22 protein-coding genes are annotated in these 25,754 nt (G+C 64.4%); 6 read left to right on the forward strand and 16 right to left on the reverse strand.

The features are described 5' to 3' along the window. Positions 1 to 76: 76 nt before the first annotated feature. Positions 77 to 1,651 (forward strand): aldehyde dehydrogenase (NADP(+)), encoded by a 1,575-nt coding sequence (locus K309_RS0121830; RefSeq protein ID WP_029048405.1) that lies wholly within the window; start codon positions 77 to 79, stop codon positions 1,649 to 1,651. 4 nt (positions 1,652 to 1,655) lie between these two features. On the opposite strand, the gene K309_RS0121835 is transcribed toward K309_RS0121830, so the two are convergent. Beyond that, positions 1,656 to 2,582 (reverse strand): LysR family transcriptional regulator, encoded by a 927-nt coding sequence (locus K309_RS0121835; RefSeq protein ID WP_029048406.1) that lies wholly within the window; start codon positions 2,580 to 2,582, stop codon positions 1,656 to 1,658. A 136-nt stretch (positions 2,583 to 2,718) separates the two neighbouring features. Further along, positions 2,719 to 3,207, reverse strand: coding sequence for a SixA phosphatase family protein (locus tag K309_RS0121840; protein WP_029048407.1), 489 nt, complete (start codon positions 3,205 to 3,207; stop codon positions 2,719 to 2,721). A gap of 174 nt (positions 3,208 to 3,381) precedes the next feature. Between K309_RS0121840 and K309_RS0121845 the strand changes: the two genes are divergently transcribed. Further along, positions 3,382 to 4,041, forward strand: coding sequence for a dienelactone hydrolase family protein (locus K309_RS0121845; protein ID WP_029048408.1), 660 nt, complete (start codon positions 3,382 to 3,384; stop codon positions 4,039 to 4,041). A 17-nt stretch (positions 4,042 to 4,058) separates the two neighbouring features. Here K309_RS0121845 and K309_RS37025 read toward each other — a convergent pair whose 3' ends face one another. From K309_RS37025 to K309_RS41830, 4 genes are all read right to left on the reverse strand, one after another. Beyond that, positions 4,059 to 5,108: a LysR family transcriptional regulator gene (locus tag K309_RS37025; RefSeq protein ID WP_255360119.1), complete on the reverse strand. Its 1,050-nt coding sequence runs from the start codon at positions 5,106 to 5,108 to the stop codon at positions 4,059 to 4,061. Between the two features lie 363 nt (positions 5,109 to 5,471). Continuing rightward, a complete protein-coding gene (locus tag K309_RS0121855; RefSeq protein ID WP_029048409.1) occupies positions 5,472 to 6,707 on the reverse strand; it encodes an MFS transporter in 1,236 nt (411 codons plus the stop codon). Further along, positions 6,704 to 7,966 (reverse strand): radical SAM protein, encoded by a 1,263-nt coding sequence (locus K309_RS0121860; protein WP_232232449.1) that lies wholly within the window; start codon positions 7,964 to 7,966, stop codon positions 6,704 to 6,706. The genes K309_RS0121855 and K309_RS0121860 overlap by 4 nt, the downstream gene beginning before the upstream one ends. A gap of 60 nt (positions 7,967 to 8,026) precedes the next feature. After that, a complete protein-coding gene (locus K309_RS41830) occupies positions 8,027 to 8,164 on the reverse strand; it encodes a hypothetical protein (RefSeq protein ID WP_156914416.1) in 138 nt (45 codons plus the stop codon). A 470-nt stretch (positions 8,165 to 8,634) separates the two neighbouring features. Here K309_RS41830 and K309_RS0121870 point away from each other — a divergent pair, with 470 nt between their 5' ends. Next, a complete protein-coding gene (locus K309_RS0121870) occupies positions 8,635 to 9,684 on the forward strand; it encodes a phytoene/squalene synthase family protein (protein ID WP_029048411.1) in 1,050 nt (349 codons plus the stop codon). A 28-nt stretch (positions 9,685 to 9,712) separates the two neighbouring features. On the opposite strand, the gene K309_RS0121875 is transcribed toward K309_RS0121870, so the two are convergent. Beyond that, entirely contained in the window at positions 9,713 to 10,891 is a 1,179-nt protein-coding gene (locus K309_RS0121875) for an FIST signal transduction protein (protein WP_029048412.1), read from the reverse strand. Positions 10,892 to 10,995: 104 nt separating this feature from the next. Then, positions 10,996 to 11,994 carry a tripartite tricarboxylate transporter substrate binding protein gene (locus K309_RS0121880; protein WP_029048413.1) on the reverse strand — a complete coding sequence of 333 codons (999 nt, stop codon included), beginning with the start codon at positions 11,992 to 11,994 and terminating at the stop codon, positions 10,996 to 10,998. Positions 11,995 to 12,180: 186 nt separating this feature from the next. Between K309_RS0121880 and K309_RS0121885 the strand changes: the two genes are divergently transcribed. From K309_RS0121885 to tcuB, 3 genes are all read left to right on the forward strand, one after another. After that, positions 12,181 to 13,107 carry a LysR family transcriptional regulator gene (locus K309_RS0121885; protein ID WP_029048414.1) on the forward strand — a complete coding sequence of 309 codons (927 nt, stop codon included), beginning with the start codon at positions 12,181 to 12,183 and terminating at the stop codon, positions 13,105 to 13,107. Positions 13,108 to 13,243: 136 nt separating this feature from the next. Beyond that, on the forward strand, positions 13,244 to 14,653 hold the full coding sequence (gene tcuA / locus K309_RS0121890; RefSeq protein ID WP_029048415.1) for an FAD-dependent tricarballylate dehydrogenase TcuA: 1,410 nt from the start codon (positions 13,244 to 13,246) through the stop codon (positions 14,651 to 14,653). Then, a complete protein-coding gene (gene tcuB / locus K309_RS0121895; RefSeq protein ID WP_029048416.1) occupies positions 14,640 to 15,839 on the forward strand; it encodes a tricarballylate utilization 4Fe-4S protein TcuB in 1,200 nt (399 codons plus the stop codon). The genes tcuA and tcuB overlap by 14 nt, the downstream gene beginning before the upstream one ends. Before the next feature lie 57 nt (positions 15,840 to 15,896). Here the strand turns inward: tcuB and tssE are convergent, their stop codons facing one another. The 8 genes from tssE to tssB all read right to left on the reverse strand — a co-directional run bounded on the left by tssE (position 15,897) and on the right by tssB (position 25,559). Further along, positions 15,897 to 16,334 carry a type VI secretion system baseplate subunit TssE gene (gene tssE, locus K309_RS0121900; protein WP_029048417.1) on the reverse strand — a complete coding sequence of 146 codons (438 nt, stop codon included), beginning with the start codon at positions 16,332 to 16,334 and terminating at the stop codon, positions 15,897 to 15,899. After that, complete coding sequence (gene tssH, locus K309_RS0121905; RefSeq protein ID WP_029048418.1) at positions 16,331 to 19,036, reverse strand: type VI secretion system ATPase TssH; 2,706 nt, start codon at positions 19,034 to 19,036, stop codon at positions 16,331 to 16,333. The genes tssE and tssH overlap by 4 nt, the downstream gene beginning before the upstream one ends. A 109-nt stretch (positions 19,037 to 19,145) precedes the next feature. Further along, the gene (locus tag K309_RS0121910) at positions 19,146 to 19,631 is read right to left on the reverse strand and encodes an Hcp family type VI secretion system effector (protein ID WP_029048419.1); all 486 of its coding nucleotides are present in this window, start codon (positions 19,629 to 19,631) and stop codon (positions 19,146 to 19,148) included. Between the two features lie 15 nt (positions 19,632 to 19,646). Further along, on the reverse strand, positions 19,647 to 21,359 hold the full coding sequence (locus K309_RS0121915; RefSeq protein ID WP_029048420.1) for an OmpA family protein: 1,713 nt from the start codon (positions 21,357 to 21,359) through the stop codon (positions 19,647 to 19,649). A gap of 10 nt (positions 21,360 to 21,369) precedes the next feature. Further along, on the reverse strand, positions 21,370 to 22,017 hold the full coding sequence (locus tag K309_RS0121920; RefSeq protein ID WP_029048421.1) for a DotU/TssL family secretion system protein: 648 nt from the start codon (positions 22,015 to 22,017) through the stop codon (positions 21,370 to 21,372). Then, the gene (tssK, locus tag K309_RS0121925) at positions 22,014 to 23,360 is read right to left on the reverse strand and encodes a type VI secretion system baseplate subunit TssK (protein ID WP_084402490.1); all 1,347 of its coding nucleotides are present in this window, start codon (positions 23,358 to 23,360) and stop codon (positions 22,014 to 22,016) included. The genes K309_RS0121920 and tssK overlap by 4 nt, the downstream gene beginning before the upstream one ends. A gap of 120 nt (positions 23,361 to 23,480) precedes the next feature. After that, positions 23,481 to 25,028, reverse strand: a complete 1,548-nt coding sequence (tssC, locus tag K309_RS0121930) for a type VI secretion system contractile sheath large subunit (protein WP_029048423.1) — start codon at positions 25,026 to 25,028, stop codon at positions 23,481 to 23,483. A 24-nt stretch (positions 25,029 to 25,052) separates the two neighbouring features. Continuing rightward, positions 25,053 to 25,559 carry a type VI secretion system contractile sheath small subunit gene (tssB, locus tag K309_RS0121935; protein ID WP_029048424.1) on the reverse strand — a complete coding sequence of 169 codons (507 nt, stop codon included), beginning with the start codon at positions 25,557 to 25,559 and terminating at the stop codon, positions 25,053 to 25,055. Positions 25,560 to 25,754: the final 195 nt, after the last annotated feature.

The following is a 25,754-nucleotide window of genomic DNA, read 5'->3' on the forward strand; positions in this document are numbered from 1 at the left end:
CCACGAAGTCGCGACATTTCGCCATGGGACTACTCCTGCAAACGCCATGACCAACCACTCTTTCCCAAGTTCCACCATGACCCTCACCGGCAACCTCCTGATCGGCCGCCAGTCCATCCGCGGCACCCACGGCACCCTGCACGCCATCGATGCCGCCACCGGCGCCACGCTCGAACCCGCGTTCGGCGGCGCCACGCCGGCACAGCTCGACCAAGCCTGCGCGCTGGCATGGCAAGCCTTCGACACCTACCGCGAGACCGCCCCCGCGCGGCGCGCCGATTTCCTCGAAGCCATTGCCGGCAACATCCTGGCGCTGGGCGACGCACTCATCGAGCGCTGCGCCAGCGAATCGGGCCTGACGCGCGCGCGCATCGAAGGCGAGCGCGGGCGCACCGTGGGCCAGCTGCGGCTGTTCGCCGGCATGCTGCGCCAGGGCGACTTCCTGGAGTTGCGCGTCGACCAGGCCCAGCCCGAACGCCTGCCGCTGCCGCGCCCCGACCTGCGCCTGCGCCATATGCCGCTGGGCCCGGTCGCCGTATTCGGCGCCAGCAACTTCCCGCTGGCGTTCTCGGTCGCCGGCGGCGATACCGCATCCGCACTGGCCGCGGGCTGTCCCGTCATCGTCAAGGCGCATCCGGCACACCCCGGCACCTCCGAACTGGTCGGCCGCGCCATCCAGAAGGCCGTGGCCGACCTTGATCTTCCGGAAGGCACCTTCTCCCTCCTCTTCGACACCGGGCTGGAGATCGGGCAGGGGCTGGTGGCGGATAGGCGCATCAAGGCGGTTGGCTTCACCGGCTCGCGCGCCGGCGGCCAGGCGCTGATGGCGATCGCCGCGGCGCGCCCGGAGCCGATTCCCGTGTATGCGGAGATGAGCAGCATCAATCCGGTGCTGCTGTTCCCCCATGCGCTGGCCAGCCGCGCGCAAGCCATTGGCACGGCGTTCGCCAGCTCGCTGACGCTGGGCGCCGGACAGTTCTGCACCAATCCCGGACTGGTTCTGGCGATGGAAAGCGCAGGCCTAGACCAGTTCCTGGAAGCAGCGGCGGCAAGCCTGGCGGACATCGGCGCACAAAGCATGCTGACCGCCGGCATCCTGCGTGCCTACTGCAACGGCGTCGGCACGCTCGCGCAGCATCCGCAGGTACAGCTGGTGGCGCGCGGCAAGGCAGGCAGTGCGCTGCAAGGGCAGGCGGCGCTGTTCAGCACCAGCGCCGAGGCTTTCCTGGCCGACGAGACGCTGCGCCACGAAATCTTCGGCGCATCATCGCTGGTCGTGCGCTGCCGCGATACGGCGGAAATGCGGCGCGTGGTCGAAGCGCTAGAGGGCCAGCTTACCGCTGCGCTGCATATCGACCCCGCCGACCATGACGCCGCGCGCACGCTGCTGCCCGCGCTAGAGCGCCTGGCGGGCCGCATCCTGGTCAATGGCTTTGGCACCGGCGTGGAAGTCGGACACGCCATGGTCCACGGCGGCCCCTGGCCGGCCACGTCGGATGGCCGCTCGACCTCGGTCGGCAGCCTCGCGATCGCGCGCTTCGTACGGCCGGTCAGCTACCAGGACATGCCGGCGGACCTGCTGCCCGCTTCGCTGCGCCCCGACAGCGAGCAGCGCCACCTCTGGCGCCTTGACGGCAAGCTGCAGCGTTAGCCCACTAGCGCACCAGCGCCCGCAGCATATCGATCAGCAGGCTCATCGATGCGGTCGGCGGGCGCCCGCGCCGCGTGACGATGCCGTACGGCCCCAGCTTGCGCGGCAGTGGCAGCGGCAGCACCGCCAGCGCGCCGAGGCGGCCGTAATACGCCGCTACCGACTCCGGCAGCACCGCGATCAGCTCGCTGTCGGCCAGCAGCGACGTGGTCATCAGCACCGCCGCGGTCTCGATGGTAGACGGCGGCGCCGGCACGCCGGCATCCTCGAACGAGCGGTCGATCAGCGCGCGCATCGGGCTGGGCCGTGGCTGCATGATCCACGGGTGGCGGGTCAGTTCCGCGAACGACAGCTTGCGCCGCCGCGCCAGCGGGTGCTGCGGCCCGACCACGATCGCCAGGCCCTCGTCGCCAAGCTGCTCGAACTCCAGGCCGCTGCTGTCCCAGCCATCGGGCACGCGGCCCAGCACGATATCGAGCTGGTCGCGCTCCAGCAGCGGCACCAGCAGGTCGCTGGTCTCCACCTGCACCGCCACCTCCAGCCGCGGATGATCGCGGTTCAGCCGCCGGATCACCTCTGCCAGCAGGCCCGGCGTCGGCGCCATCACCGCGCCGACCCGCACGCGCCCGATCTTGCCGGACTCAAGCGCCACCAGCTCATCGCGCAAGCCATCCATGTCGGCAAACACCAGCCGGGCATAGCGCGTGGCCGCCATCCCGAAGCGCGTCGCGCGCAGCCCGCGCGCATGGCGCTCGAACAACGGCACGCCCAGCAGGTCTTCCATGTCCTGCAACATCTTGCTGACGGCGGGCTGCGTCAACGTCAAGGCTTCGGCCGCCTGCCGCAGCGAGCCGCGCTCCTCCACCGCCAGCAGCAGGCGCAGGTGCTGCATTTTCAGGCGGCCGTGGAGGGTGCTGACTGGTGGGATCATGGGTTGGGACGACGGGCAGAGAAGCATGAAGGCAGGCTTTCGCCTGCGATCACAAATTCTTATCGCTTCGCCCCGGATGGTCAAGCCGGAGATATCGCTGCAAGATATTGCTGCAATGCCCGCGCCCGACCTTCGACTACGACTTCTTGGGCGAATCCAGCGAGACTTTCGCCGGGGTGATGTCCCCGACATCCGCCCACGCCTTGGTGTCGAAACGGAATCTGGCGACGGCACAGGTCGGCATGTCGGTGATCTCGCCCGACAGGCGCTGCGCGAAGTCAGTGAATTCGGGGTTGTGACCGAACAACATCACGCTGCCAAGCTTCTTGTCGAGCGCACGGACGACAGCCAGCAGCTCATCCGCACTGCTGGCGTACAGCCGGTCATCGATCGCGATGTCCTTGCGGGCATAGCCGAGTTCGTCGGCGATCAGGTGCGCCGTGGCCAGCGCGCGCACGGCCGGACTCGACACGAGCAGGTCCGGCTTTACCTTGCGCTCGGCCAGGCGCTTGCCCATTTCCGGGGCATCGCGCTGCCCCAGATCGTCCAGCGGACGCTCGCGGTCTGGCAAGGACGGGTCATCGCGGCTTGACTTGGCGTGGCGGACGAGAAACAGGGTCTTCATGGCCTCTCCTGATGCATCGGGATGTTGGTCGCTGGTGGATTGCCTGACGATTCCGCGCGTCAGCGGACCAGCAGAGGGCGGCTGGCCTCGCCGCTACGCTCGCCCTATAGTGGACTGCGATGGGGCCGATTGCAACGCGGGCTGCGTCGAAGTCCCATCCTCCGGAGGGCGGCCATGCGCAGCAGCAGTGCAGATGCCATCGAAGTTGTCATCCCCGCGGGTGGCGTGGAGTTGCAAGGCATACTCACCGTGCCGCCAGGCGCAGGCGCCCTGGTATTGTTTGCGCACGGCACCGGCAGTTCCCGGCATAGCCCGCGCAATCGGTATGTGGCCGCCGAACTCAACCACTGCGGCATGGGAACGCTGTTGATGGACCTGCTCATGCCGGAGGAAGACCAGGTGCAGGCTATCCGCTTCGACGTCGGGCTGCTGGCCACACGGCTGGCACAGGCAACCGACTGGGCGGTGCGGCAGCCAGGCGTGCCGTCGCGGTTGGGCTACTTCGGCGCCAGCATCGGTGCCACGGCGTCGATCCGTGCCGCCAGCCAGTCGCCGATCCCGATACACGCCATCGTTTCACGAGGCGGCAGGGTCGACCTGGCGGGCGCCGACGCCCTGGCGAATCTGCTTGCGCCCACCATGCTGATCATCGGCGGGCTGGATGTGAGCGTCATTGAACGCAACGAGTTCGCCTTTGCCCAGCTCAAGTGCCAGAAGAAGCTGGTGATCGTTCCCGGCGCCTCCCATTTATTCGAGGAGCCCGGCACACTGGAATCGGTCGCCCGCCTGGCGATGCAGTGGTTCGAGCGCCATCTCTGCAAGGCATCGTCCTGAGCGGCGTCTGCGGAGGCTTATCGCTCCACCCGCTTGGCTATTCCTGCGTGACTCGCGGATCCAGCGCCTGCCCCATGCGTAGCGCGGATGCAAGCAGCAATTTCCCGCCTGGCTGTTGCCAGAAGCTTCTGCACGAGATCGGGGACGGGTTCCGTAACGTGCACTGCCCCAAGAGGGGCGAGCCCGGCCGGCATTTTTACTTGCAGTTGGCACACGCGCCCGCCAGCCAACACGCCTGCCGATATGCTGCGCGGTATCAACGCCACTGATCCCGGCAACTGCAGGAAAGTCTCGAGCACAGGCAGCGACACGGATGAAAGGGGGAGCAATTTTGCATCGGGCAATGCGTTCAGCACGACGCTATCAAATACGTCCCGCAAGTGAACGCCGGCCGAGGGCAATACCCAGTTCGCTCCCTGAAGTGCTTGAATGGGAAATGCGGATCGCTTGCGCAGTGGGTGCGAGGACGAAGCGACAATCATGACTTCATCGTCCAGTACCGGCTCGAAGTGCAGCGCTTTGTGCAATAGCGGCGGCATCCTGCAAAACACAACATCCAGGCTGCCCGCACTCAGCAACGATATCAGACGCTCGCTACGGTCCTCCTGCAATTCAATGCGGACTTCTGGGTGATCTTGATGAAAAGTACTCAGTACCGAGGCCGTCAACGCGTAGGAAGCAGCGGGAATGGAGCCGATGCGCAGGGCCATCGTATTGCCATGCCGGCTCGCGGCCAGAAATTCCGCGGATTGCTGAAGCCGCACTATGACTTCGCGCACGTGGGAAATGAAGTTGCGGCCGCTCTCTGTTGGCCTTATCCCACGCGCGTGGCGCTCGAATAGCCTAATACCCAACACCGACTCGAGCTGAGCGAGCGCTTGTGATGCAGCTGACTGGCTCATGCAAACTTCCTTTGCAGCGCGGGCGATACAGCCGCAATCGGCGACCATAACCAGCAGTTGTAGCTGACGCAGACGCCCCTGCCTGATCAGGCGCCCATAGAGGACTCTTGCGAGCGCGGGGCCTGTGGCGCCTGCCGGTCCAGACGTTGCTATGGCAACCGGCAAGTATGGATTTTTCGACCGAATCACGAGAAAGAACTCGCGGTGCGGCGCTTGCCAACGAAGGCAGGAAACAGCACGACCATATGCCAACCTCCGTCCGACATAAGCATTACCACGAAATCCATCCCGACAAGCCCCACGCCATGGGGCGAGCAAGGCATGGCGTACAGGGAACGGCGGGAAGCCGTTACAGTTCCAGCATGCGATACCCTGCGCAATGATCCACCTCAATCTTGTCCAGCCAGTCCAGGACAGTGCGGGAGGACTGCCCGCGCCGCCCTAGGCAGAATCAACGGACGCAGATATGCGTTAGCCACAGGCTCAGGGCATCAGATTCGCCTTTGTCGTTTGGCCGATGCTGTTGCATCAATTTAGCAAATTGGGCTGGACGTCCGATTTCCCTAGTTTCAGATGCAGTAACAATGCCACAGCAATGCACAGTCCCGCGTTGTATGCGGCAATTACCAAAAAGGCATCAGTGAGCTGTAGTAGCACACCAGCCGCAAACAGCCCGGTTGGAAAGGCAGATCCAACGATCAACGCTTGCACCCCTAACAGGCGGCCATATGAATCGCGCGGTACCCGCGTCATCAGCAGCGCATCCGCCGCGCTTCCGGAAAACGCGACGCTGGCTCCGATCACGAGCAAGGCAATGTTAAGGCCCGGATATCGCCAGGCACTTGGCAGCTCCGCTGAAACACAGATCAGCAAGAAGCCGCAACCGGTCATCACGGCCAATGACGGAAGATGGCACCGCCTCAGCTTTGCATAACTCAACGCACCGCCAACGGCCCCCGCGCCCAGGCAGGACTCCGAAAATCCGAGATACGCGCTATTGGCCCCATCGATGGCTGCGACAAAGAGCGGCATGATGACGACCAGCGGCGATAGCACAAAATTAAGGATCGCTGTAAAACCAAGGGCGAAAACCAGGGTGTGATCGCGTTTGTAAAAGGCAACGGCCACCGCGATGCGCTCCGTCAAGGGCAACGCCTTCTGGTCCGCGGAACCCGAAGCTGGCGACATATCCAATGACCAGATTACCCAGGCACTGACCAGTAGAATGCCGCAACTCACCAGCGTCGCGTAAGCGGGCTTCAACGCAATCAGCAACAGACCACCAAACAGTGGGACGACCAGCTTGCTCAGATAGCCCGCACTGCGTGAGAGGCCCGCGGCCAAGTTCTCCCTCTCGCCATGAAGCAGATCCTTGATCAGAATCTGTCGGGAAATAGAAAAACCAGTGACCGCCGTCCCCAAACCAATCTCAGAAGGAATCAATAGCCACAGCGGCAGTAACCGCGCCAAAACCGCGATCGTCCCCAGCAAGATTGCGGTACCTGCAAGCAGGCAGAACATGCAGGCAACCCGTGCTCCCATTCTTTGAACCACGCCATTGAATGGGATGCCACTGAAAATTCGAGCCACTGCACCGCCTCCTATGACTAGCGGAAGCAGAGACGCGAATTCCGTGAGTTGCGCAAGGAACCACGTGATCGTGAAGGTCTGCAGAATTGTGGCGCACGGCACGAGGAACCCTACTGCCGCCAGCCCCAAAAACGCCTTGGGCAGACCTTGCGTTTCTGTATGCTGAAGGGTCATGTTGGCAGCCCCAGGACGGTTCGCGTCAATGCAGCGCCACGCTGCCCCAGTGACATCAAGTAGAAGACATTGTCGCGAATGTCGTCACAAACAGAAAACTCCTTTGCGGACCTGAGGTCTCCTGTCGCCAGATCGGCATAGTCTGCGCGAGGACAATAGTGAGAGACCGGGCATGCCTTGCATGCCGGCGGTTCTTCCAGCAGCGCCTGGTATTTGCATAATCTATCGAATCCATAGTCGCCAGTCGCGATGTCCCCGAAATGGTACTCAGGAAATTCAAAAAGATTGTCCTGCGGGCATATGCGGCCATCGTGATTGATATGGAATTGCACGCGAGGCAAGATCCCTGCATCCCGGGTATAGATCAGCTTTAGATAACGAGCAAGGGGTGACGATTGCACGAAAGGGCCCAGCTTGGGATCATGCTCGACGGCCGCCACCAGCTTTTCAGTAATCATTCTCGTCGTTACCTTGTTCAACAATTTCATGCGGGCCGCCGATCCTGTCATGCTCAATGGTGAATATAAGAACTGTGTTGCCCCCAGTTTTCGCACGAAATAAATGGTATCAACGAAAGATGGAAAATTATGTACCCCGATCACGGCCTTGATAGAGATGAGGGCGCCCATTCTCGCCATGTATCGTACATTTGACACGACTTGATCAAAGCTCCTGGGTCGAAAATGATCGTGCACCTCTCGTATATGCGAATCTAGCGAAATGCGCCACTCGACACCGCCATCCTTGTACAACTCTGAAAACGCTTCCGACTGGAATTTTCTCGTATTGGCCGCGTTGGTCGACACCCGGACCAGCAGCCCTCTTTCCCTGGCGTACCCGAGAATCTTCTCGAAATCCTTGTTTATGGTTGGCTCACCACCGAATAGTTGAAGCGTCCTTGGTGGATTGCTCATTTCACCACCCAGGCAGATGATGTAATTAATGAAGTCTTTAACCTCGGAGTATTCCAGGTCGAACTTCCCGCGGCGCATGCTGCTCGGCGCCTCTATGTAGCAGTGAGGGCACGTCAAGTTGCAGCGGTTGGTAAGCTTGACGACCGGATACAGTGCCAGATGCTCCTTTTTCGCCAACTTGGATGTCTTCGAGATTCTTTCCAGGGAACGCATCAAAGCCGGATCGTTAGCCGCTAGCAAGCTTTCAAGTTCTACTGCTTTTTCTTTTCTTACCCTCATCCATGTTTGTGGAATTTTTGTTACGTATATCGCCGCGCCATAAGTGTTTTCTTTGAAAAATTTCATGTCATCCACCTTTCGAGAATGGCAAGGTGGACCATTTCCACCTCGCCTCACTCATCGCGCTCATTGGATGGCTTCTCCCCACATGGCGCGTTCCGGATCATGACCCGAATCCCATTCGACCTCGAAGACAAAGTCTTCGACGTCGAAGCTGGTTTGCGAGTCAATCGTCGCGGAGGTACTGCATGGTTTATCGATCATTTCGAACTCCTTGGTTAGCTGAGAAATGGGCAATTCCACACCGCCCAGCTTCAGTCTAGGAACGCGCGATCCTGGTACCAGCCACTTTTACCTGCGAGCTAACGGCGCAATCGATATCTCATCCTAAGGTTCAGCTTCTGATCGAGGAACAAAAATATCTAACCAGCCTCCCAATGAGTGCCAGGCCAGGTCACAGTGATAAATCGGGGTAGAGGAATGTCGAGGCTAGCATCTGAAGGGATCAACGCAGCGCCGGTTTCACGCCGCCTGGTTGCAGACATTGCCGAAGCACATGCAGCCTCGTCCGCAAACTTGTCTCGTCCGGTCAATCAATTAACGGGAAGCGCTGCGCCACAGCCAAGCCGCTCCAGTGGGCGCCTCGCATCCATGTCGAAGGTACAATGTCCGCGCCCGCCTGCTGCCAACCAGGCCTATCTCTCCGCCAACCGCTTAAGAACAGGTCACCACCCATGCGCGACACCAGCCGAGCGTTTCTCCTCGGTCCGCTGCTCAAAGGCGTCTCGCGTTCGTTCTACCTGACGCTGCGCGTGCTGCCCGCGCGCATGCGCGATCCGGTAGCCCTTGCCTATCTGATCGCACGCGCTGCGGACACCATTGCCGATACCGCGCTGATCGCGCCGGAAAGGCGGCTGGCATTGCTGCTATCGTTGCGTGACCAGGTCAACGGCAACACGGATGGCGCGGCGTCGGCGCTCCGCATCGCGACGGAGATGGCTCACCACCAGAAGCACCCGGATGAGCGGATCCTGCTCGAGTCGCTCGATCCCGCGCTGGCGGTGCTCACGCAGCTGGAACCGGCTGACCGGCAAGCGGTAAGGCAGATCGTCTCCACCCTCAGCGAAGGCATGGAGTTCGACCTGCGCACGTTCCCCGACGAGCGCGCCGGCCGCATCGTGGCACTCCCCGACCTGGCGGCGCTGGACCACTACACCTACATGGTCGCCGGATGCGTCGGCGAATTCTGGACCCACATGACCGCGATGCACGTGCCGGGTGCGATCAATGGCGACCTCGGCGCCATGCTGCGCAGCGGGATCCGCTTCGGCAAGGCCCTGCAGATGACCAATGTGCTGCGCGACTGCGGCAAGGACCTGCGCATCGGCCGCTGCTACTTGCCGGCGTCGCTGCTGGAACAACATGGGCTGACGCCGCAGGATTTGCTGCTGCCAGACGCTTCGGTGCGCGCGCATGCCCTGATGCGTTCGCTGGCCGCCATGACGCTGGCGCATTTCCAAGAAGCCATGGCCTACACGCTGGCCATCCCGCGGCGCTTCGTCCGGCTGCGGCTGGCGTGCCTGTGGCCGATCCTGATCGGCATGGAAACCTTGCTGCTGCTGGTGCGCAACGAGCACTGGCTGGACCCGGCCAGGGCCTCGAAGATGCCGCGCCGCGAGGTCTACCGCATGGTTGCGTCTTCGCTGCCGATGGTCTGGTCGAACGGCTTGCTGCGCAGCTGGTTTGCGCGCCAGGTGCGCAGCATCGAAGCCGTCATCGGCTGACTAGGTCCCTGCCCGGTCGCCAGCCTGTTCAATGGCTGGTGAATACCGTCAGCACGCCGGTATAGCCATAGAGGTGATCCCGCGCGATCTCGCCGCCCGCAAAGAAGCCCGCCAGCGGCAGGTCGCCCAGCGCCCGGCGCACAGTCTGCAGTTCGGCATGCGGCGCGCCGAAATGCGGCCCGCCCCGGCCTGAGCAGCTGATGTAGAGCGCGCCACGCGCGTGGCCGCCGCCTTGCTCGATGTCCCTGCGGATTTCCGTGGCGATGCGTTCCAGGTCCGCGCGCGCCGCGGCGGCGTTGCGCATGCAGAACGCCAGCCGCATGCCCGGCGCGACCTGGTCGGCAAGCGCGAGAACGCGATGCTGCACATCCAGGCCGATCAGGTGGCGCACCAACGTATCCGAGCCGAACCTGCCCGGCTGCACCGGCGCATCGTCGGTGGCGGCGTTCAAACCCGCAAGCGTTCCCGACAACGCTTCGGCCATCGCTTCCACGGGTGCGTCGCGCTCGACGCCCAGGTCTTGCAGCACGCAATCCAGCGCGGGCTTGCCGTCCAGTGCGAACAGCAGGTTGTGTTCGCTGCGCGTCACCGCGCGTGCCGGCCCGATCGGCTGGCAGCCCTGCGTGACGCGGGAGACGAGTTCGACTTCCGGACCAAACAGCACGCCGGACAGTCCGCCGGAATACACGCCGTCGGCAATATGCAGGGTACGGTTGCGTGCCGAGCTCAGTCCGCCGAACAGGTAACCGGTGGCGGTGCGCGCGCTCAGTTCGTGCAGTAGCTCCTGCACATCAGGTGTGCTGCCTTCGGCATGCACGAGCGCGGTATGCGGGACAAAGCCCGATGACGCCGCCGGCAAGGGCTGGCGCCCCGAGAACAGCCGGAAGCTGCCGCGCGGGAACGGCGCCGCCAGCAGCGCCATTGCCGGCTGGTCGAAGTATTCCACGCCGCTCGCCGACACGCCGAGGCCAACCGTGCCGACCCACGACACCCCGGGCCAGTTCTGCTGCAACGCGGCGAGGATCGCCTCCGCAGCGAGCGCGTAGTAATCGCTGATATAGCACCAGCCGAGCGTCAGCGGCGGCGCATGGTCCAGCCGCGCCTGGCGCAGCAGGTCCTGCGTGTCCAGTTGGCGCTGGCAGTCGGCCAGCGCAACCTGCCACTCGGTATGCGCGGCGTCAGCGTGAACAAAGGTCAGGTCATGCATGGCTTGCCTCCGGGTCCAGGCTGGCGTCATACCATTGGACTCCGGCGGGCAGTGGGTGTTCAGGTCGCCGCGCAAGTCCACGCATCGACGCGCATGTTCCATGCTTATTCCGCCTTGGCCCCCGACTCGCGCGCGACCTTGACCCACTTGTCGGTCTCGGCGCGGATAAATGCCGCGAGCTGCGGCGGCGTCATGTCGCCCGCGGTCACGCCCTGCTCTTCGAAGCGCTTCTGCACGTCCGGCGCCTTCAGCAGCTTGCCGAGTTCCGCCGACACACGCTGCCCGATCGCCGCCGGCGTGCCGCGCGGCGCCATCAGCGCGAACCACGTGGTGACTTCATAGCCTTTGACGCCGCTCTCGGACAGCGTCGGCACGCCCGGATAGGCGCCGGAGCGCTTTGCGGTGGTGACGGCCAGCGCCTTGACCTTGCCGCTGCGCACGTGCTGCGAGGCCGACGGGCTGGTCTCGATCGCCATCTGGATCTGGCCGGCGATCAGGTCGGTCATCATCGGCGCGCCGCCCTTGTACGGCACATGTGCGATATCGGTTCCGGTGAGCGAGCGGAACAGCTCGCCGGACATGTGCTCGGTGCTGCCGATGCCAGCGGAGCCGTAGTTGACCTTGCCGGGGTGCGCCTTGATATAGGCGATCAGCTCCGGCACCGACCGCGCCGGGATGGCGGGGTTGACCACCAGCACGTTGGGCGTCAGCGCCACCAGCCCCACGGGGTCGAGGTCGCGCGTGAACTCGTACGGCAGGCTCTTGTAGATCGCCGGCGCCATGGTGTGCGCCACGGTGGCGAGCAGGAAGGTATAGCCGTCGGGCTGCGCACGCGCGACGTTGGCCGCGCCAATGGTGCCGCCGGCGCCGGGACGGTTGTCGATCACCACGGGCTGCTGCAGCGCCTCGCCCAGCTTCTGGCCGACGGTGCGCGCGAGGATGTCGGTGGTGCCGCCGCTGGCGAAGGGCACCACCAGCGTGATTGGCCTGGCCGGCCAGCTGTCGGCGGCGAATGCGGTGGTGATGGCGGCGGGATTGGCCAGCACGGCGCCGGCGGCCAGCGCCGCCAGCACGCCGCGGCGGATGCGCGAAACGGAAGGCATGCAGTCTCCTTTGCGGGAAGTCATGTTGTTATGGGACGGCGGGCAGGCGCCCGCTTCTGGTGGTGCGACTCTACGCAGCCGCGGTGGCGCGCGCCATCGGGCGGGCGTTAAGGGGTCTTCAGGATTCGTGAACCGCGACGGGTTTTCCGCTACCATGCCGCCAATTTGCGGCAGCGGGGACGCGACATGGAACTGAGGCAACTGCGCTACTTCGTCAGCGTGATCGAGCATGGCAGCATGGGCAAGGCGGCGCTGGAGCTGGGCGTGGTCACCTCCGCGCTGAGCCAGCAGATCAGCCGGCTGGAAAGCGAGCTGTCGACGCGGCTGCTGCAGCGCACCTCGACCGGCGTGGTCGCCACCGATGCCGGCCTTGCCTTCTGGCGCCAGGCCCAGCTGGCGCTGCGCCATATCGACGACGCCGCGCTCGCGGCGCGCCAGGCGCGATTGTCTGGCCACGTCAGCGTGGGGCTGCCGCCCAGCACGGCAGGCGTGCTGGCGCTGCCATTCATGCAGGCCATGCGCGAGCGCTACCCCGACGTGCGGCTGCGCATGGTGGAGAGCCTGTCCGGCTATCTCGGCGCCATGCTGAGCGCGCGCCAGATCGACCTGGCGGTGCTGTTCAGCGAGGAGCCGGCCCAGCGCTGGAGCGTGCTGCCGCTGCTCGACGAGCGCCTGTTCGTGATCGGCGCCGAGGGGCTGGCCGGGATGCCGCGCGGCGCAAGCACCTCGGTGGCAGCGCTGGGCAAGCTGCCGCTGATCCTGCCCAGCGGCTCACACGGCTTGCGCGCGCTGGTCGCCGCCTGCTTCCGGCAGGCAAAGCGCGAGCCGCAGGTGGTGGCCGAGATCGATGGCCTGGCCATCCTGATGGATGCCGTGCGGGGTGGCCTGGGCGCCACCATCCAGCCCGGCGCGGCGCTGGCGCGCAGCCAGGGCACGGCCTACCGCAGCGTGCTGCTTGCCGACGCCGGCGCGACCCGCCCCAACCTGCTGGTGAGCCTGTCCGACGATGAGCTATCCCCGGCGGGGCTGGCCGCGCGCGTGGTGCTGGCCGACGTGGCCGCCACGCTGGTGCGCGAAGGGCGCTGGCCGGGCGCTACCCTGCGGCCGCGCTGATCCCTTCAACGCCGAGCGACGTTGAGCGCCGGGGCTTCACGAAAGCTGAAGCCCCCTTGCCTCGCCCCTGATGGCGGCGTCGCGCCTTGCCGGCCAAGATGGCGCCAGCAAGGAGACAATGCCGATGGTCGACGTATTGGTGGATGTATTAATAATTGGCGGCGGCAACGCGGCCCTGTGCGCGGCGCTGATGGCGCGCGAAGCCGGGGCCTCGGTGCTGCTGCTCGAATCCGCGCCGCGCGCCTGGCGCGGCGGCAATTCCCAGCACACCCGCAACCTGCGCTGCATGCACGACGCGCCGCAAGACGTGCTGGTCGATGCCTATCCCGAAGAAGAGTACTGGCAGGACCTGCTCAAGGTCACCGGCGGCATCACCGACGAGCACCTGGCGCGGCTGGTGATCCGCGCCTCGTCCACCTGCCGGCCGTGGATGCGCAGGCATGGCGTGCGCTTCCAGCCGCCGCTGTCGGGCGCGCTGCACGTGGCCCGCACCAACGCCTTCTTCATGGGCGGCGGCAAGGCACTGGTCAATGCGTATTACCGCAGCGCGGAAGCGATGGGCGTGCAGATCCGCTATGAAACCCCGGTCGACGCGATCGAGATGGATGGCAACCGCTTCGTCGCCGCGCGCAGCGGTGACCAACGCTTTACCGCGCGGGCCTGCGTGCTGGCAGCGGGCGGCTTCGAGTCGAACCGCGAATGGCTGCGCGAGGCCTGGGGCCAGAACGAGCGCGGCGAATGGCCCGCCGACAACTTCCTGATCCGCGGCACGCGCTTCAACCAGGGCGTGCTGCTGCGGCACATGATCGAATCCGGCGCCGATGCCATCGGCGACCCTTCGCAATCGCACTGCGTTGCCATCGACGCGCGCGCGCCCTTGTATGACGGCGGCATCTGCACGCGCATCGACTGCGTGTCGCTGGGCATCGTCGTCAACCGCGACGGCGAGCGCTTCTATGACGAGGGCGAGGACTTCTGGCCCAAGCGCTACGCGATCTGGGGCCGGCTGGTAGCGCAGCAGCCGGGGCAGATCGGCTATTCGATCATCGACAGCAAGGCCATCGGCCGCTTCATGCCGCCGGTGTTCCCCGGCGAGAAGGCCGACACGCTGCCTGAACTCGCGCGCAAGCTCGGGCTGCCGGAGGCGCAGTTCTTGCGCACCGTGCAGGACTACAACGCGGCGTGCCGAGCCGGCACGTTCGACCATACCGCGCTGGACGATTGCCATACCGAAGGTCTGGCCCCGGCCAAGACGCACTGGGCACGGCCGCTCGACCAGGCGCCGTTCTACGGCTACGCGCTGCGGCCGGGCATCACCTTTACTTACCTGGGGCTCAAGGTCAATGAGCGCGCCCAGGTGCATTTCGGCGGCAAGCCGAGCGGGAATCTGTTCGTGGCGGGGGAAATGATGGCTGGCAACGTGCTGGGCAAGGGGTATACGGCCGGGGTCGGCATGTCGATCGGCACCGCTTTCGGGCGCATTGCCGGCACGCAAGCCGCACTTGCGGCTGGCATCAGGTCGGGAGCGATCCATGCAGAAGCTTGAAGCCCTGGCGCGCGAAGCCGTGGAACTGGCAGGCGAACAAGCTGTCGCCAGGCACGGCAATGCCCGCGTGATCCGCGTGCTGCCGCTGACCGGCAACGAAGCCGAGGTCGCGCGGCAGATGCAGATCTGCAATGCCTGCCGCTATTGCGAAGGGTTTTGCGCGGTGTTCCCGGCGATGACGCGGCGGCTTGAGTTCGGCAAGGCCGATGTCAACTATCTGGCGAACCTGTGCCACAACTGTGGGGCGTGCTACCACGCTTGCCAGTATGCGCCGCCGCATGACTTCGGCGTGAATGTGCCGCAGGCGATGGCGAGGGTGCGCCTGGAGACGTACAGCGAATATGCGTGGCCGGCGCCCCTGGGCAAGCTATACCAGCGCAACGGCCTGACGGTGTCGGTGGCGCTGGCGATCGGGCTGGCGCTGTTCCTGGTGCTGGCCGTGACGGTCGGCGGAGCGCTGTGGCGCGCGCATGCGGGTGGGAATTTCTACGCAGTGTTTCCCCACAACACGCTGGCTGCGATGTTTGGTGCGGTGTTCGGGTTTTCAGTGCTCGCGCTTGGCGTTGGCGTACGGCGGTTCTGGCGCGATGTGTCGGCCGGAACCGCCTCGGCGCCCGCCGTGGCCGAGGCGGCGAAGAACGTGCTGGCGCTGACCTATCTGGACGGCGGGCATGGCGATGGCTGCAATGAGGCGAGCGATCGCTTTACGCTGGCGCGGCGGCGGTTTCACCATTTCACCTTCTATGGCTTCATGCTGTGCTTTGCGTCGACGATGGTGGCGACGGCTTACCACTACCTGCTGGGATGGCATGCGCCATATCCGCTGCCAAGCCTGCCCGTTATGTTGGGCACTGCCGGCGGTATCGGGCTGTTGATCGGACCGGCCGGCTTGCTGTGGCTGAACTTGCGGCGGCATCCCATGCATGGCGATGTGCGGCAGCGGCCGATGGATCGGGGATTCATTGCGTTGCTGTTGTTGACCAGCGGGACGGGATTAGGCTTGCTGGCTGGCCGTGAGACTGCCGCGATGCCGTTGCTGCTGGCGGTTCACCTGGGGGTCGTGATGGCGTTGTTCGCGACACTGCCGTATGGGAAATTTGCGCACGGGATTTATCGGAGTGCCGCGCTGGTTAAGGCGGCGGTGGAGAGGCGCAAGGGGAAGGGAGTGCAGCTCGGAGGGGACTGATTGCTGGTGGCTGCGGCCGGCACAACGACCCGACAACGCTTTAATCAGAGAGACAGGTTAATCACTGTCGAGCGCGGCTTGCAGCAAGGTAAGGCGTGTCTTGCTGTCAGGAGTGAAGTGCGTGCCGAATCGCACCAGTCCGGTTTGATGCAGGTGACAGCTCATTGTGAAGCTGAGCAGCATGCCGGGCTCGGTCTCATCGATCTCGATGTCGATGGCTTTCAGGCGCGGCTCGTATTTCAGCAGCGTGGTTTCGATCTCACGCCTGAGTGTGTGCGCCGACGCAGGCAGGTGCCGGTAGATCCGGGACAAGTCGCCCAGTCCATAGTCGGGCAGGTGCGCCAGGCAACCGCGGCGGCTGTTGAGGATGCGCTGGATATTGTCCTGCACCGACAAGAAGGTCTGGGTGGTCGCGTCGAACTCGTCGACACCGACGCCGTTCGCGAAGTATCCGGTGACGGCCTCGAAGAGGCCCGGTCCGCCGCCCCGTGTCACGCACCGGCTCCCGCTGTGACCTCATCGAACCCGACGTTGATACCGTCCGCTTCCGAGTATGAGAGCTTGATTGATTTCGAGGTCTGCCCGCTACCCATGCGTACCAGCAACTCGCGCGAGAGCACCGGCAGGATCTGTTGGTCCAGCAGGCTGACGATATTGCGTGCGCCGGAATCTGGCAGCAGACACGCACGCACCAGTTCGGCCACCAGGGCGTCGTCGTATTGCAGCGGCACGCCGAACCGGCGCTCGATACGCCCGGCCAGTTCTGCAAGCTTCATGCGCACGATCGTCGCCATGGCAACGGCTGCCAGCGGCCGGTACAAGATGGTCTGGAAGCGCGCCAGCAGCGCTGGCTGGAAGTGATCGACCAGCGTCGGCCGGATGGCTTCCATCAGCATGCCGTTGGAGACTTCTCCGCCGGCTTCCGCGACCGTCTGCGCGGCGGCAAGAATCTGTTCGCTGCCGAGGTTGGACGTCATGAGGATGACCGTGTTGCGGAAATCGATCACTCGACCTTCGCCGTCGCGCATGAAGCCGCGATCAAACACCTGATAGAAGAGGTTCAGCACATCGCGGTGCGCCTTCTCGACCTCGTCCAGCAGTACCACGCTGTAGGGCCGCTGGCGCACCGCCTCGGTCAGGATGCCGCCCTCGCCATAGCCGACATAGCCCGGCGGCGAACCCTTCAGCTGGGAGACGGTGTGCGCCTCCCGGTATTCGGAGAGGTTGATGGTAATGAGCGATCGCTCGCCGCCGAACATGAGATCAGCCAACGCGCGTGCGGTTTCGGTCTTGCCAACCCCGGACGGGCCCACCAGCAGGAAGACCCCCAACGGCGCGTCTTCTGACTTGAGCCCCGCCTTGGCGGCGCGCAGACTCTTGCCAAGCGCGGCCAGCGCTTCGTCCTGGCCCACCACGACGCCACCCAGGCGGGCTTCCAGCTCCAGCAGCGTGGCGAGCTCATTGGACAGCAGGCTGTCGACCGGCACCCCGGTCCAGTCGGCAATGACATGCGCGATGACCATCTCATCGACTTCCGCGTGAATCATGGATGGCTTGCCTGGGTGCGTCAGCGACTGGTGTGCCGCGACGATCGATGGCTCCAGATCCCGTCGCGCGGATTCATTGGACACGGCTGTCCACTGCGCACGCAAGGTCATTAGCGCTTCGGCGCAGTGCCGTTGATCCGTGAACGTGCGCTCGAGTTGCTCCCGCTCGATTGTCAGCGCTGCCAGCCTCGCATCAATGGCAGCCAGCCTGTCGCGGTCACACGTACCGGTGGCCCCCCTATCCGCGAGCAGGGCATCGCGTTCGACATGCAGTGCGGCGCGTTCGGCTTCGCAGGCGGAGATCGCGACAGGCGGCGCCTCCTGGCTCATCCGCACCCTGGCGGCGGCTGTATCGAGCAGGTCGACGGCCTTGTCCGGCAGTTGACGCCCTGTCAGGTAGCGGCGTGACAGCCGTACGGCCGCGGCGACGGCGGCATCGGTAATATGCACCCGGTGGTGCCCGGCATAGCGCTCCTTCAGTCCGCGCAGCATCAGGCAAGCGTTTTCGTCGTCGGGCTCGTCGACCTTGACCATCTGGAAGCGGCGCTCGAGCGCCGCGTCGCGCTCGAAATACTGCTTGTATTCCGACCAGGTCGTTGCGGCAATGGTGCGCAGTTCGCCTCGTGCAAGCGCCGGCTTGAGCAGGTTGGCGGCGTCGGCGCCGCCGGCGCTGTTGCCCGCGCCGATCAGCGTGTGCGCCTCGTCGATGAAGAGCAGAATCTGCGTTGGCGCTTGCTGCACAGCCTCGATCACGTTCTTGAGGCGCTGCTCGAACTCGCCCTTGACGCCAGCACCGGCCTGCAGGAGCCCAAGGTCAAGCGTCAGCACACTCACATCCCGTATGACAGCCGGGACATCGCCTTGCGCGATCCGGAGGGCCAGCCCTTCGACCAGCGCCGTCTTGCCCACCCCGGGCTCGCCGACCAGGATCGGATTGTTCTTGCGGCGACGGGCCAGAATCTCGATCATCTGCCGGATCTCGATGTCGCGGCCGAACACGGGGTCGATCCTCCCGTCGCGCGCCTTCTGCGTGATGTCGGTGGTGAACCGCGCCAGCGCGGAGGTATCGGCCAGACCTGGCATGGCGCGCGTTGGTACGGTTGGCACTGCCACCGGCGGGGATGGAGAAGCGGGCGTCTGCTGATCCGCCGGTGCCGGTGATGCCGCGGGTACATCCGCCTCGATGGAAATCTTGTCCAGCTCCGGAATCAGCCGCTCGATCTGCGTTGCGGAAATGCTCAGCAGCGGCCACGCATACGGGGCCCGCAGCAGATTCGGTGTTTCGGCCAACGCGGCCAGCAGGTGCGCGGAGCGGATCGATTGCGCTCCGCTGGCAAGCGAAGCCTTGAGCCAGGCAGCTTCCAGCCATTGGCCAAGCCGCACCGACAATCCCGGCCTGCCGCGCAGGTCGTGGGGCAGACGCTCGACGGCCGCAAGCAGGCCGTTCCAGATCGCGTCGACATCCAGTTCATAGCGCCGCAGGATCGCCAGCAGGTCGCCTTCGCCCAATTCCAGCAACTTGATCAGCCAGTGTTCGACCTCGATGTCCCGGTGGGCGCGCGTTTCACAAAGGCTGGCGGCATCGGCCAGCGCATGGGCGCAGTGCTCATTCAGGCGGCGCAGGAACTGGGAATGGTCACGGGTGGTCATGGCGAGGAGCAGGGCTGCGGGACTAGAAAGAGAGAGTGAGCACGGCACCTGGTGTCAGGCACCGCACGCATCGGGGGGGGGCCGGTGTCAGGCACCGGCCACGGGGCGCTTACGAGCGCTCGTTCCAGCTGTCAGCGTGGATGATGTTGCCGTCCTTGTACGACCAGGTGATCTTCTCGTAGCGCAGTTCGATGTCTTCGAGGTGGTTGTGCTTCTCGTAGGCCGGATTCTTGATGTCGAGCATCTTGGGCGTGACGCCAACCACCTTCACGTTTTCCAGCCTGGTGTTGAAGTACTCCTTCTCCTTGCCAGCGTCGTCGATCTTGTACCACTTGATCTCCACCGACTTCAGGGTCTGGCCGCTGGTGACGGCCTTGTACAGGTAGGGCGTCGAGGCGTCGGTTTCCTTGGAGAACATGATCGGCTTGTGCACACGGGTACCGGTCAGCTTGCCGGTGTTGGAGTCGGTCGGGATGTTGACGGCATGGTCGAAGGCGACGACTTCGACGCTGCCCTCGCGCCCGGAGACGGTGACTGAACCCTTGATATCGGCGCCACCATCGTCCTTGATCCACATGTATGCGGGAATTGCCATGTCTTCTTACTCCTTCTACTGGAATGAACAGGCCGGGTGGCCCGGGATTGCCTGACTGCCGCGGCGATCGTCGCGGCAGTCGGGAACAAGGGTGATTTCGACACGGCGGTTGACCGCGCGACCGGCATCCGTGTCGTTGGGCGCCTTGGGACGGGTGTCGCCATAGCCCTGGATCGCAAAATGAGTGAGCGGCAGGCCTGAGGCGTCAGCCAGCCAGTCGCGTACTGAGGCTGCACGGGACTCGGACAGTTTGACGTTGGCTTGCGGGCTGCCAACGGTATCCGTATGTCCGGCCACCAGCACGCGCTTGTCCGGGTGGGCCTTGATCATCTCCAGCGCGTCGACCAACACACGGTTGGAGCCGGGATTGAGCACCGCGCTGCCACTCTTGAATAGCGACAGGCTGTTCAGTTCGATGGTCGACGGCGGCGGTGCCGGCGGCTGGTAGGCAGCGATCAGGGCGTTGAGGGGAGGAAGCAGACCGGCTCCCCGATAGAAGCCCAGCCCGAGCCGCGGTGGCACGCCAGCGCGCTGGTGCTGCTCGAGTTCATCCCGATCGCGCTTGAGGGCCTGCAATGCATCGACACGCGCGGCGTCATGCTCCGCGCCGATGGCGCGATAGCGGGCCATGTCGTTGATGACGCGTGCTACCAGCGCACGGTTCTGCCAGGCCGAAGCGGCTGCGGCCGCACAGAAGGCCAGAGCCAGCCAGGCAAAGGCATGCGCCAGCGCGCGCGGCAAGGCGCGCCGCACCGGCTGCCGCGCAAGGCCACGGATCAGGGGATCCGGCAAGGGGTAGGACACCCTCCTCCTCTCCTGCAAGGCTGCCGCCAATCCGGTGAGTTGCGTCACGAAACCGGCATAGAGCGAATTGGAAGCCGGGACGCCATTCACGGCCGTCACGCCGAACGCCGCCACGTGAACCGGAGGGCCGCTTCTCCCCGGGTCCAGCCCCTCCTCCCGCAATGCCGGCAGCAAGGCGCCAGACGCCCATCTGGCAAGCGCATCGAGTCGGGCGGCGCGCCGCATGCGCGCGGGGCGGTCAGCCGGCACGGCAACCCGGGGATACTGCGCGAGGCGATCGGCCAGCTGGTCGCACAGCGCTTCGCCCAGTTGCACACTTGCGCCAGAGACGCCAAACCACGGGCACTCGTCGGGCGGTCCCCCGGCTTCTTCCACGTAGACCGCAATGCAGACCGGCAGCGGATAGCCAACGGCACGGCTGGCCTCGCCGATGGCCGTGCGCCAATACCTGAGTCCGGTACTGAGCGTAGCGGAATCGCATGCCTGATCCGCGCCAACCAGGCACGCGATGGCGTCGGGCCCTTGGCCCTCGCGCCAGCGCTTGATTTCATCGGCCACGTAGGCCAGCCTGGTCGGCTCGTCTACGCGCACCCAGATCGCGCTGTCGGAGATTCGGACCAGTCGCTCGCCAAACACAAGTGCTGGTGTACCCTCGCCCACGGCGAGCACCAGCCGGGTATTGCGGCGAATATCTCCCGGCAGCGCATCCAGCGACGCGTGGATGGCCTCCAGGACGGCGCGCGAAGCCCGGCAGCGGGCATGCACACGTCGCGTCGCCACAATGCTGGCTGCAAGTGCCAGCACGATGACGATCCCTGCCAGCAGCAGGTTCCAGGCCCTCGTCCACGGAGAGCTGAGGGCCAGCCAGGCGAGCGCGAGCGCCGCGACCCAGCCGAAAAGCGTGCGATACGGATAGCCGGTCACGAATACCCTTTCAGCCACCGAGCTGGGCGATCGACGCGGCCAGCCACCGGCCCAGCGCAAAGTAGATCAGAGCCGCACCGACCAGGGTGGTGCCCACCCAGGCCAGTGGCGACAGTCCTCGCCATCCGCGTGGCTGCCCGCTGGTGACGATCACCGGCCCCGTGCTCTTGTGCACGCCGCCCCGCTCCAGGCGCTCGTCAATGGCGCGCATCAGCGCCTCGCGCGCGCCGGTGCCTTCCAGCGCGAACCTGCCTTGGAAGCCAAGCCCCAACACGGCGTAGAAGACGGCCAGCAGGGGCAACACCGGCTGGGGCTCGGCCAGACGGCGCTCGATGCGAGCAATCAGTTCCTCGCCGGCGTTATGGCTCTGGAACTCCTTGACCTGCAAGGGCTCGCGTTCCCAGGCGTCGCGATCCTCCTCCGGCAGGCAGCGCAGGGCGACCTCGTCCAGCAATGCACATTGCGCGTAGGCCGCATCCTCGACCACGGCCGGCGCATGCCCGGCCGCGCGGAACTCTTCGCGCAGGCGGTTCAAATGCTCAAGGCACTTGTCCCGGAACTTGCCAAAGGTCTCAGTCCTGGCTTCGCCAGCGAGTTCCGTGACGGTCAGAGCCGTGTCGCGCAGGGCGAGCGGCAAAATGGTAGTAAGCGTGGTCATGCCGGCAATACCGCAAAGAGTTCAAGCGATACGTCCGGCACGGAGGCCGGGACGTAGAACTGGCAAGCGCGCGCGGCCAGCATGCGCTGGAAGGCCGGATGCGCACTGTCCAGCGCAAAGTACTGGTTCTCGATCCGCACGGGAATCGCCGCGGGCAGGCGCGACATGGTGTGCAAGGGAATGCCCGGCAGCGCCGAGTTGACGATCTGTTCGACCTCGTCCGGTGCCCCTGCCTTGCACAGGCGCGGCAACTGTTCAAGCAGCGCATGGGCGGGAAGGGCCGTCTGGACGGACAGGTAGTACTCGGCGCCTTCCACCAGCCGCTCGTCGAGGATCTTGCCGACCCAGACCGTGGGCCGTACGCGCTCCAGCGCTACAGGCACGACACGCGACGGGATCACCGTGTCGAGCAGCGTTCGGATGAGCGACTCCAGTTCCGCGAACACGGGCTCGGGCGCACGGTGGTCGTACGGGGGAATGGCCTGAAGCGTCTCGGTGGTCGAAAAGGTCAGGAGCGCCCCAGCCAGGCGGGCGAGCACACCGTAGAGCCGTTCGGGGTGCTGCCGCGGCGCGGCGCACAGCCGCGCCAGTTCCGGCCAGCTACTGTTCACGCTGTGCAACAACCAGAAGAGCGCCACATCCGCTACGGCGAAGTCGGCGATCTGGTCCGAACGCTCCCGTCGGCGCACGGCCAGGCTCGCGCTCTTGGCGGCAAGGATTTCCGAGAGCCGCTTCATGCGTTCGGTGAGCCGCCCGCTTGCCGACATGAACAGGCACGGCGGCACGAACACCGGGTCAAGTTCGAAGCGCCCTTGCGGCGTGCGGACCAGCCGGCCAATCGGGCAGGTCACATAGTCGCCGTGCGCTTCGAAGTCGAAAAGCAACGCCAGCGCGTGACGCTCGACGCTGATCTCTTCCCTGCCCTCGCCATGCAGGTCCGCCACGGAAAGGTATTCGCGCACGAAGCGCCGTGGCCGGGCGGGCCGTGCGCCGTCCTCGATGCAGTTGCCGCCCTGGGCGTCCAGCAGCGGCAAGCCGATCAGCACAACTGCCGCATCCACACCGGCTGGCACATCGGCCAGATCGCGAGCGGCCGGCGTGCGGTCCGCCGTTTCCGTGTCGATGATCGTTCCGTCGGGCAGCCGGACAGTCAAGGCGCTGACGGCCAGGCGGTGGATCGACAGCGCCTGCGGGTCGAGCGCGACACGAATAGCCCCCCATGGCTCCGGGCACGCGATGCGCGCGACCAGCTCGTCAGTATGGCGTTCCCACAGGACTTGCTGCTGGAAGTGCTGCGGGGTCATGAAAATACCCTGTGCCCACAGCGGTCTTGTTATCTTCATGGTGATCGAGAGCCGCGCGGTATAGGCGCGTCATCGTTGCTGAGACGAATATGCACACCGCATGGAGGTTCTCCCTCCATGCGGCAATCCAGCCGGTGCTGGCGACCTGGTTCAGTTCGCTCAGTTCTTTGCTTTTGGCATCTGCGACACCAGCGACAGATTGATGTCCATGCCCTCGATCTGGAAGTGCGGCACGATAAAGAGCTTGACGCGGAAAAAGCCCGGGTTGTCCTCGATATCCTCGACCGTCACCTTGGCCTCGCGCAACGGGTGGGAAGCCTGCAGCTCGTCGCCCGGATCGGTCATTTCGGTCACCAGCGTCTTGACCCAGGTGTTCAGCTCGAGCTCAAGCAGGCGCCTGTCCTTGGTAGTGCCGATGTTCTCGCGCTGGATCAGCTTCAGGTAGTGTGCAATGCGCGACAGCAGGAAGATGTACGGCAGGCGTGCATTGACGCGGCTGTTGGCTGTGGCCTCGCTGGTGTCATAGAGCGCCGGCTTCTGGGCCGAGTGAGCCGAGAAGAAGCAGGCGAAATCATGGTTCTTGTAGTACGACAGCGGGATAAAGCCCAGATTGGCGAACTCAAATTCGCGCGTTTCGGGGATCAGCACCTCGGTCGGAATCTTTGCCTGGTTGCCCGTGCCCAGGTCATAGAGGTGGATCGGCAGGTCCTCTACCAGGCCACCAGCCTGCGGCCCACGGATCTGCACGCACCAGCCGTTCTTGATAAAGCTTTGCACCATGTTCGCGGCAAAGGCGAAAGAGGCGTTGGCCCACAGATAGCGGTTGTGGTCGGGACCCTTGACGGCCTCGGTGTAATTGAAGGCGCGGACCGGCACCGTTTCGGGCCCATAGGGCAAGCGTGCGAGGAAGCGCGGCAGCGTCAGGCCGATATAACGGGCATCGTCCGAATCGCGGAAGCTTTTCCACTTCAGATACTCGGCGCGATCGAAGTAGTTGCCAATGTCGCGGATGCTGGCGACTTCCTCCATCGAGTCCTTGCCGAAGAACTTCGGCGACACAGAGGCGATGAACGGCATGTGGGCCGCCGCCGACACCTTCGAGATATTGCGCAGCAGGGCAATATCCTGGGCGCTGCGGTCGAAGGCGTAATTGGAGACGATGGAACCGATCGGCTCGCCGCCTGGAGTGTCGTATTCCTGGATATAGGTATGCAGGTACAGACCGCTCTGGATCACTTCCGGCGTGTCCTCGAAATCCTGGCGCAGCGCCTCCTTGGAGACATCCAGCACCTCGATCTTGACGTTCTTGCGGAAGTCCGTGCGGTCGACCAGGAACTTCAGCCCGCGCCAGGCCGACTCGATCTGCTGGAACGTTTCGTGGTGCATGATCGCATCGAGCTGGCGGCTGATCTGCGCATCCAGATGGGCGATATGGAAATCCAGCAGGCTCTTGTCGAGCCGGTCCACCTGCTGCGATGAATCCTGAATCATCTTCAGAAACACATTCATCGCCTGCGCGACACGCTCATCCAGCGACGAATCGGAGAGCGCGTCGGCGCTCTGGAAAGATTCCACCGGACGTGCGTTCCTGACCGGGGTCAGGTTGATCTTCTCGCACAGGGATTCGTAGACGCTCTTGCCGGTTGCGTCCAGCACAACGGTCTCCGCCTCACTGTGAGTGCGTGCCACGATGTCTTGCTTGGTCATGGGATTCAATCCTCTGGAAACTCGTTACTGGGCAGACGGGGTGTTTTCGCCAATCTTCTGCAGATCGGCGCGCAAGCGCTCCGAGAGCGACGGATCCCTGAGGATCTTTTCCAGTTCGCGGCGGAACATCGCGTTATCGAGCAGGTTCGACTTGAGGTCGCGCAGCAGGTTGCGGGCGGCCATCAAGGCCCGCAACTCGGGTACGCGGCCTGCCACCACTTCCGGCTTGAAGTCGTCCATGGACTTGAAGTCCAGGTCGACCGGCAACTCCGAGCCGTCACCTGCCAAGGTGTTCTCGACGGCAATCCGGGCCTTCGGATTGAAGTCGGCAAGGACCGAGTTGAAGTTGTTCTTGCTGATCGACACCTTCTCGCGCTCGGCAAGGGCGCGCGTGTCCTGACCATTGCTGTAGTCACCCATTACCAGCAGCTTGAGCGGAAGCTCAACCTTCTTCTGCGCGCCGCCGGTATGCAGATCCAGCTTGATGTTGACCCGTGCCTTGGGCACTTCGTTCTGAAAGCTCTCAGCCATTGTTCAATTTCCTTTTATATCCGCCTTAAACAATCCTTAGGTCATGCCAACACCTGTGTTCTGCAGTTCGGTAACGGAGACCTGCCGGTATATCTATCAGCACTGCCTTGTGCGCGTCTTTAGGAGAAATCTGATTTTTATGAATTAGTTCAAATTCGTTGCAAACACGACGAATTGGGTGTTTCCGCCCTAGTT

Origin of the sequence: Cupriavidus phytohabitans, assembly GCF_000426345.1 — a bacterium.
Taxonomy (GTDB): Bacteria; Pseudomonadota; Gammaproteobacteria; order Burkholderiales; family Burkholderiaceae; genus Cupriavidus.